Consider the following 8,840-nt stretch of genomic DNA (forward strand, 5'->3'; position numbering starts at 1 on the left):
GGGCCCTGCCGTACGTCCGGTCCGGATCAGACGCCGTACTCCTCCAGCGGCGGGCAGGAGCAGACCAGGTTGCGGTCGCCGTACGCGCCGTCGATCCGGCTGACCGGCGGCCAGTACTTGTCCGCCGGGTTCACGCCCGCCGGGAAGACCGCCTCCTGCCGCGAGTAGCCGTGCGCCCAGTCGCCGGCCAGCTCGGCGGCGGTGTGCGGGGCGTTGCGCAGCGGGTTGTCCGCGGCCGCCCACTCGCCCGAGCCGACCTTGTCGATCTCGGCCCGGATCTCGATCATCGCGTCGCAGAACCGGTCGATCTCGTGCAGGTCCTCGGACTCGGTCGGCTCGATCATCAGCGTGCCGGCCACCGGGAAGGACATCGTCGGCGCGTGGAAGCCGTAGTCGATCAGGCGCTTGGCGATGTCGTCCACCGTCACGCCCGTCTCCTTGGTCAGCGGGCGCAGGTCGATGATGCACTCGTGCGCGACCAGCCCGCCGGGGCCGGTGTAGAGCACCGGGAAGTGCGGTGCCAGCCGCTTGGCGATGTAGTTGGCGTTCAGCACCGCGACCTGGGTCGCGCGCTTGAGGCCCTCGCCGCCCATCAGCCGGACGTACGCCCAGGAGATCGGCAGGATGGCCGCCGAGCCCCACGGCGCCGCCGAGATCGGGCCGACCCCGGTGGCCGGACCGGCCTCCGGCTGCAGCGGGTGGTTCGGCAGGTACGGCGCCAGGTGGGCGCGCACCGCGACCGGGCCGACGCCCGGGCCGCCGCCGCCGTGCGGGATGCAGAAGGTCTTGTGCAGGTTCAGGTGCGAGACGTCCGCGCCGAACTTGCCCGGCTTGGCGAGGCCGACCAGGGCGTTCAGGTTGGCGCCGTCCACGTACACCTGGCCGCCGGCCTCGTGCACCAGGGCGCAGATGTCGGTGATCTGGGTCTCGTACACGCCATGGGTGGACGGGTAGGTGACCATCAGCACGGAGAGGCTGTCCCGGTGCTGCTCGATCTTGGCCTTCAGGTCCTCGACGTCCACGTCACCGTCGACCAGGGTCTTCACCACGACCACGCGCATGCCGGCCATCACCGCGGAGGCCGCGTTGGTGCCGTGCGCGGAGGACGGGATCAGGCAGACGTCGCGCTGGGTGTCGCCGTTGGCGTGGTGGTAGGCGCGGACGGCCAGCAGGCCGGCCAGCTCGCCCTGCGAGCCCGCGTTCGGCTGGATCGAGACGGCGTCGTAGCCGGTCACCTCGACCAGCTGGCGCTCCAGCTCGCGGATCAGGCTGAGGTAGCCCTGGGCCTGCTCGATCGGCGCGAAGGGGTGCAGCTGGCCGAACTCCGGCCAGGTGACGGCCTCCATCTCGGTGGTCGCGTTGAGCTTCATGGTGCAGGAGCCCAGCGGGATCATGCCGCGGTCCAGCGCGTAGTCCCGGTCCGACAGGCGGCGCAGGTAGCGCAGCATGGCGGTCTCCGAGCGGTGGCTGTGGAAGACCGGGTGGGTCAGGTACTCGTCCTGGCGCAGCAGCGCGGCCGGCAGCGCGTCGGCGCCCTCGGCGACCTCGACCGCGGGGACGCCGAACGCGGCCCAGACGGCGGCGAGGTGCTCGCGGGTGGTGGTCTCGTCGGTGGAGACCGAGATCCGGTCCGCGCCGTCCTGGTGGACGTTGACGCCGTTGGCGCGGGCGGCGGCCGCGATCTCGGCGGCACGGCCCGGGACGACGGCGGTGACGGTGTCGAAGAACTCGCCGTGCAGCAGCTCGACGCCGCCGGCCCGCAGGCCCTCGGCGAGGGCGGCCGCGTAGCGGTGGGTGCGGCGGGCGATGTCGGCCAGGCCGTCCGGACCGTGGTAGACGGCGTACATCGAGGCCATGACGGCGAGCAGCACCTGGGCGGTGCAGATGTTGCTGGTGGCCTTCTCGCGGCGGATGTGCTGCTCGCGCGTCTGCAGCGCCAGGCGGTAGGCGCGGTTGCCGTCGGCGTCGACCGAGACGCCGACCAGGCGGCCGGGCAGCGAGCGGGCGTACTCGGCGCGCACCGACAGGTAGCCGGCGTGCGGGCCGCCGAAGCCCATCGGCACGCCGAAGCGCTGCGAGGTGCCGCAGGCGATGTCGGCGCCGAGCGAGCCCGGCGAGGCGAGCAGGGTCAGCGCCAGCAGGTCTGCGGCGACCGCGACGATCGCTCCGAGGCCGTGCGCCTGCTCGATGACCGGGGTGAGGTCGCGGACCACACCGGTGGCGCCCGGGTACTGGAGCAGCACGCCGAAGACGCCGCGCTCGGCGATCTCGGCCGGGATGCCCTCGGACAGGTCGGCGACGACGACCTCGACACCGGTCGGCACCGCGCGGGTGTTGATCACCGCGGTGGTCTGCGGCAGGGTCTCGGCGTCGACTAGGAAGACGCCGCCCTTGACCTTGGTGACGCGGCGGGCGAGCGCCATCGCCTCGGCGGCCGCCGTGCCCTCGTCGAGCAGCGAGGAGCCGGAGGTCGGCAGGCCGGTCAGGTCGGAGACCAGGGTCTGGAAGTTGAGCAGCGCCTCCAGGCGGCCCTGGGAGATCTCCGGCTGGTACGGCGTGTAGGCGGTGTACCAGGCCGGGTTCTCCATGACGTTGCGCAGGATCACCGGCGGGGTGAAGGTGCCGTAGTAGCCCAGGCCGATCATCGGCTGGAGCACCTGGTTGCGGCTCGCCAGCTCGCGCAGTTCGGCGAGCACCTGCGCCTCGCTGCGGCCGCCGGGCAGGTCCAGGCCGGTGATGGAGCGGATCGCCTCGGGAACGGCGGTGGCGGCGAGTTCGTCCAGCGAGCCGTAGCCGATGGACGCCAGCATCTTCTGCTGCGCGGCGTCGTCGGGGCCGATGTGGCGGTTCTCGAAGGGGCTGGCCAGCTCAAGCTCGGTGAGGGTCGAGGCGCCGGTGGGGCGTCCCGCGTTCGGCTGGGCGTTCATGGTGGTCGAGGCCTCCTGGTCACGGACCGGCGGGGGTGCGCACGCCGACCGGCCGGAGCCGCTGCGGACAGCGGCTCGACCCGGGCGGGCGAACCCGACAGGCCTCCCCCTCTGTCATCGGGACCTGAGAGCTTCACCCGCACGGCGCGCTGTGGGCACGCCGCCGGCTTGCACCGTCGGTGAGGGTGGTGCCCGTCGGCTCCCTGCCGACGGTCCTGCCCTGCTTTCCAGAGTGACCTACCCCACACGGTACGGATGCCTGAGAGATTCCGGGGAGGAGTTGCTCCTTCGGCGCCCCGACCAGCGCTTTCCGTGGCCGGGGACTCTCCCGAGCGGGCTCGGCGGTCGCCGCCCAGGGTACCAGCGGCAGGCCCCCTGATCACGGTCGCGTCGGGTCGCTCGGGGTCTACGCGCGTCCCCCGGACGGTCCAGCCCGGAGCCCGTCCGGCGCACCCCGGTCGCGCCCGTCCGATTCATGGCCTTTGGTGTGAAGTGGCAGGCGGAACGGGTGCTCCGGCCACGGTCCTGCGGGAGTTCCGCAGGCGCAGCGCACTGGAGGAAAGAGTGCAAACCGATATCGATCCCCGGGACCTCATCGGCCACAAGGCGGTCGACCGCAACGGAGACAAGATCGGCACGGTCGACGAGGTCTACCTGGACGACGCCACCGGCCAGCCGGAGTGGGCAGCCGTCCGGACCGGCATCTTCGGCCGGGACGCCTTCGTCCCGCTCACCACCAGCGAGTTCTCCGGCGACGAGCTCCGGGTGCCGTACGACAAGTCGCTGGTGAAGGAGTCGCCGGACTTCGGCGTCGGCCAGCACCTGTCGCCCGCCCAGGAGCTCCAGCTCTACCGCTACTACGGCCTGGACACCCCGGCGAACGGCCGCCCGGTCGGTCGGGACGGTGACCGGCCCGTCAGTCGTGAGGGTGACCGGCCGGCCGGCCGCGAGAGTGACCGCCCGGTCGGCCGGGACGGCGACCGACCCGCGCGCCCCGACCTCGACTTCGGCACCACCTCGGCGCCCGAGCCCGTGAAGCCCATCGCCTTCCACTCCCTCGACCCCGCCCCGACCACCACCCCTGCCGACCCCACCGGCACCGCGACGGAGGTCAGCGTGCGGACCCTCAACACCCCCGCACCCGCGGCCGCCCCCACGACGACCGAGCCCAAGCCGCAACCCGCCCCGATCGTGACGACCACCGCGACCACGAACTCGGCCGTGGCCCCGCCGGCCTCGGAGCGCTCGACCGGTCCGGCCCCGTCGTCCCCCAACGGCCCGGTGGAGATCACCTGCCGCGAGGAGCGCCTGGACATCACCACGGACTGGCACATCGTGGGCACCGCGAAGCTGCGCAAGTACGTGACCAGCGAGCAGGTCGAGCGCCGCGTCCCGGTGGTCCGCGAGCGCGTCCGGGTGGAGCGGATGCCGGTGAGCGAGGCCGAGCGCGCCTCGCTCACCGAGAAGGAGATCGCCGAGGCGGTGGAGGAGGTCACCCTGCGCGAGGAGCGCCCGGTGGTCCGCAAGTACCTCACCCCGATCGAGCGGGTCCGCCTGGTGGTGGAGCGCTACACCGCCGAGGAGGTGATCCGGGACGAGCTGCGCCGCGAGCACGTCGAGATCCACGACAACACCGCCGCCGCCCCGGCGACCCCGGTGGCCACGCCGGCGGCCGAGGCCCCCCGCCCGGCCGTGCTGCGCCCGTTCGCCTGACCCCTCGCCCCAGGGCCCCGGACCCATCGGTCCGGGGCCCTCGGCATGCCTCGTCCCGGTCGCCGCCCGGCCGGAATCCTTCGATTTTGCCAAAGCGTCACCAATGGATATTTGACACTCTGAAGTATCTCCCGGCATGGTTACTTCAGTTCATTCACTATGTACGGGAGGAAGCAACCGTGAGTGAGGCACCACAGCCCACCACCGCGGCCGAGAAGCAGAGCAGCGCCCGGGTCCTGCCGGCCCTCATCCTGGCGATGCTGTCGTTCAGCGTGGTGCAGACCGCGGTCGTCCCGATCCTGCCCTCGCTGGCCAAGGAACTGAGCGTCTCCGCGTCCAGCGTCACCTGGCTCATGACCGCCAACCTGCTCTCCGCCGCCGTGCTGACTCCCCTGCTGGGCCGCTTCGGCGACCTCCGGGGCCGTAAGCCGATGCTGCTGATCTCGCTGGCCGGTCTGGTCGCCGGCTCGGCACTGGCGGTCAGCACCCACTCCTTCACCTGGCTGGTCGTCGCCCGCGTCCTTCAGGGCGCCGGCGGTGGCGTGCTCCCGCTGGCGATCAGCATCGTCCGCGACGAGCTGCCCAAGCAGAAGGTGACCGGCGGCGTCGCCGCCATCAGTGCCTCGATGGGTGTCGGCTCCGGCCTCGGCCTGGTCGCGACCGGTCTCCTGCTGGAGCACTGGAGCTACAAGTCGATCTTCTGGATGGGCCTGGTCTTCGGCCTGATCGCGGTCGCCCTGGTCGCGTTCCGCGTCCCGTCCGACCCGGTCACCGACAAGGAGGGCGGCGCCGACCCGCTCGGCGCCCTCACCCTGGCCGGCTGGCTCTCCGCGCTGCTCGTCGCGGTCAGCCAGGGCAACCACTGGGGCTGGACCTCGACCAAGACCCTCGGCCTGTTCGCCGTGGCCGCCGTCGTCGCCCTGATCTGGGGGGTCATCGAGACCAAGGTCGCGCACCCCCTGGTGGACATGAAGATGATGTCCCGTCCGGCCGTCGCCTTCACCAACCTGGCCGGCCTGCTGATCGGCTTCGGCATGTACGGCTCGTTCATGGTGATCAGCAACTTCGCCCAGACCCCGGAGAAGCTCACCCACTACGGCTTCACCGCGACCGTCCTGCACGCCGGTCTGCTGCTGCTGCCGTCCGCGATCGGCTCGATGGTGGCGGCTCCGGTCGGCGCGATGCTGATCGCCCGCCGCGGCCCGCGCCTGCCGCTGGTCCTCGGTGGCGTCCTGGGTGCCGTCGCGATGGCCTACCTGGCCGTGCGGCACAGCCACGAGGGCGACATCTACACCTCCTCGGCGATCTTCGGCCTCGGCATCGGCCTGGCGTTCTCCGCGATGCCGGCCTACATCAACGGCGCCGTCCCGGTGGAGCAGAGCGGCATCGCCAACGGCATGAACGCCGTGCTGCGCACCGTCGGTGGCGCGATCGGCACCGCCGTGATGGCCGCCATCCTGACCGGCGACACCATGAAGCTGCCGCCGCAGATCCCGCTGCTGCTGCCCACGCTGGACGCCTACAAGCACGCGTTCTGGGCCGCGGCCGTCGTCTGCGCCGTCGCCGGCGTCGTCCCGTTCCTGATCCGCGGCGTCAAGCCGGCCGCCACCGTCGTCGCCTCGGGCGGGACGGCCGAGCGGAACTCCAGCCCCGAGCTGGCCAAGACCGACGCCTGACCAGGCGTCCGGCCGCCGCGCTCCGGGACAGGGCGCGGCGGCCCGGCCTTCGGACGGTCGCGAGGGCATCACGACCGCACGAAGTCCGGCACGGTATGCGGCCCCGACCGGTACTCCCCCCCCCACCGGTCGGGGCCGCTTCGCGTTTCACACCCCCGGCGCCCCCGTCTCCCCCGGCGCCCCCGTCTCCCCCGGCGTCTCCCTCTCCCCGGGCGCCCCCGTCTCCTCCGGCGCCTCCCTCTCCCCGGGCGCCCCCATCTCCTCCGGCCCCTCGGCCCCCCACAGCGGCAGCGGACGGGCCGGTTCCAGCGCCGGATCGTCCACCGCGAAGGTCCGGATGCGCCCCGGCCCGCTCCACGGCGTCTCGAACCGCACGGTGACCCGCCCGACACCGCTGCCCTGCACCCACCCGGGCCCCAGCTCGGTATGGCGGACGTCCTGCCCGGGCATCCAGCGGCGCGGCGCGACCGCCTCCGGTTCCTCCTCGGCCGTCTCGACCTCCGCCTCCGCGTGCTCGGCCGCCTCCTCCCGCAGGGCCTGCGCGAACAAGTCCTCCTGGGTGTAGTCGGCCAGCTGGGCGACCCCCACCCCGAGCAGCCGCACCCCGCCGGTGATGTCCACCTGGGAGGCCAGCCGACGCGCCGTCTCGATGACCACCGCCTCGTCGTCGGTGGGCCCGCGCAGCGTCTCCGAACGGGTCAGCGTCGAGAAGTCGAACCTCCGGACCTTGAGCACCACCGTCCGCCCCGAGCGCCCGGCCGCGCGCAGCCGCCGCACGCACCGGGCGGCCAGCACCTCCACCTCGCGCAGCACCCGCTCCCGGTCGGCGAGGTCCACCTCGAAGGTGTCCTCCACCGAGACCGACTTGGCGTCCTGGTCGGCCACCACCGGCCGGTCGTCCAGCCCTATCGACATCTGGTGCACACCCGCGCCGTGCGCCCGCCCGAGCAGCTGCACCAGTTCGCCCTCCCCCGCCTCGGCGAGGTCCGCCACGGTGTTCAGTCCGGCCCGCCGCAGCACCTGTTCGGTGGCCGGCCCGATCCCGGGCAGCGCCCGGACCGGCATCGGGCCGAGCACGGCCCGTTCCTGCCCGGGTTCGATCAGCACCAGCCCGTCCGGTTTGGCCTGCTCGGAGGCGATCTTCGCCATCAGCTTGGATCCGGCCGCCCCAACCGACCCGGTCAGCCCGGTGCGCCGCTGGATGTCCGCCCGCAGGTCCTCCGCCAGGGCGAGCACCAGCCGCTCCCCGGTCTCGTGGTCGGACTCCGCCAGCACCGGACCGTAGGGGCCGGCCTCCAGGTCGACGAAGGCCTCGTCCAGGCTGAGCGGCTGCACCAGCGGCGACAGCTCGCGCAGCAGACCCATCACGAGCTCGCTGACCTGCCTGTAGGCCTCGAACCGGCCGCTCAGAAAGGCCGCGTTGGGGCAGAGCCGGCGCGCCTGCGCCATCGGCATCGCCGAGTGCACCCCGAACCTCCGCGCCTCGTACGAGGCGGTGGAGACCACCCCGCGCCCGCCGAGCCCGCCGACGACCACCGGTTTGCCGCGCAGGCTCGGCTTGGCCGCCTGCTCCACCGCCGCGAAGAAGGCGTCCATGTCGAGGTGGATGATGCTCGGCAGTGATCGCACCCGCCGATCATCCCGCAGGGGTCCGACAATGCGTACGAACCCGGGCAGGCCCTAGCGCTGCGCGGCGTCCGCCAGCGCCTTCGGGATGCCGTCCTCCCGGGGGCCGAGGAACAGCGGGTCCGGCCGCAGCCAGGCGTTGACCGCCGCCTTGCCCGCCCCGGGGATCTCCCGCAGCCCGCCGTACAGCCAAGTGCCGTCGTGCGGTTCCGGCACCCCGACCGCGTACGCGTCGATGCCCGCCGCCTCGCACAGGGCCAGCGCCCGGCGGACGTGGAAGTCCTGGCTGACCAGCACCGCCCGCTCCACCCCGAAGACCCGCCGGGCCCGGGTGCAGGAGTTCCAGGTGTCGAAGCCCGCGTAGTCGCCCACCACCCGGACCGCCGGCACCCCGTGCTCGATCAGGTACGTCCGCATCGCGTCCGGCTCGTCGTAGCTGTCCCGGCCGTTGTCGCCGGTCACCAGGATCGCCTGCACCTTCCCCGCCCGGTACAGGTCCAGCGCCGCGCTCAGCCGGTGCTCCAGGTACGGCGACGGCTTGCCCTGGTCCAGCCCGGCGCCGAAGACCACCGCGACCGGCGCGGACGGCACGCCGGCCACCGTGCCGACCCGGTCCCCGGCCGAGCACCACAGCCACGCGCTCGGCACCAGCGCCAGCGAGCAGAGCACCGTCGCCGTCTGGAAGGCCCTGCGCTGCACGGACCGCCGCCGAAACCGGACCTTCAGCAGCCCGCCCCGACGCCGCAGCAGACCCGCTATCCCGGTGCCGAACCCCACGTGTCCTCCCTCGATCGCCTCACCAGGCGCAACGACGAGGGGGGGGGGGGGGGGGGGGGGGGGGGGGGGGGGGGGGGGGGGGGGGGGGGGGGTGGGGGGGGGGGTGGTGGGGGTGGGTATG

Annotated in this window: 4 protein-coding genes, 2 pseudogenes and 2 riboswitches; of the genes and pseudogenes, 3 read left to right on the plus strand and 3 right to left on the minus strand. The window is 73.1% G+C overall.

Annotated elements, in window-relative coordinates:
* Positions 1-26: 26 nt before the first annotated feature.
* Positions 27-2,927: an aminomethyl-transferring glycine dehydrogenase gene (gcvP, locus tag AC07AL_RS15370; protein ID WP_363585305.1), complete on the minus strand. Its 2,901-nt coding sequence runs from the start codon at positions 2,925-2,927 to the stop codon at positions 27-29.
* Positions 2,928-3,031: 104 nt separating this feature from the next.
* Positions 3,032-3,163: riboswitch (glycine riboswitch) on the minus strand.
* Position 3,164: 1 nt separating this feature from the next.
* Positions 3,165-3,268: riboswitch (glycine riboswitch) on the minus strand.
* Positions 3,269-3,491: 223 nt separating this feature from the next.
* Here gcvP and AC07AL_RS15375 point away from each other — a divergent pair.
* From AC07AL_RS15375 to AC07AL_RS15385, 3 genes and pseudogenes are all read left to right on the plus strand, one after another.
* Positions 3,492-3,854: pseudogene (locus AC07AL_RS15375) on the plus strand (PRC-barrel domain-containing protein); the annotation flags it as partial.
* Positions 3,855-4,226: 372 nt separating this feature from the next.
* Positions 4,227-4,640, plus strand: a pseudogene (locus AC07AL_RS15380) (DUF2382 domain-containing protein); the annotation flags it as partial.
* Between the two features lie 179 nt (positions 4,641-4,819).
* The gene (locus AC07AL_RS15385; protein ID WP_363585306.1) at positions 4,820-6,316 is read left to right on the plus strand and encodes an MFS transporter; all 1,497 of its coding nucleotides are present in this window, start codon (positions 4,820-4,822) and stop codon (positions 6,314-6,316) included.
* Between the two features lie 147 nt (positions 6,317-6,463).
* Here the strand turns inward: AC07AL_RS15385 and AC07AL_RS15390 are convergent, their stop codons facing one another.
* Complete coding sequence (locus AC07AL_RS15390; protein ID WP_478317631.1) at positions 6,464-7,945, minus strand: DNA polymerase IV; 1,482 nt, start codon at positions 7,943-7,945, stop codon at positions 6,464-6,466.
* 51 nt (positions 7,946-7,996) lie between these two features.
* Entirely contained in the window at positions 7,997-8,719 is a 723-nt protein-coding gene (locus AC07AL_RS15395) for a SanA/YdcF family protein (RefSeq protein ID WP_478317632.1), read from the minus strand.
* Between the last annotated feature and the right edge of the window lie 121 nt (positions 8,720-8,840).

It is taken from the genome of Kitasatospora sp. NPDC043949, from assembly GCF_056435365.1.

Coding starts and splice junctions, on each gene's coding strand:
- gcvP (WP_363585305.1), bottom strand. CDS start 2,927: ATGAACGCCCAGCCGAACGCGGGACGCCCCACCGGCGCCTCGACCCTC.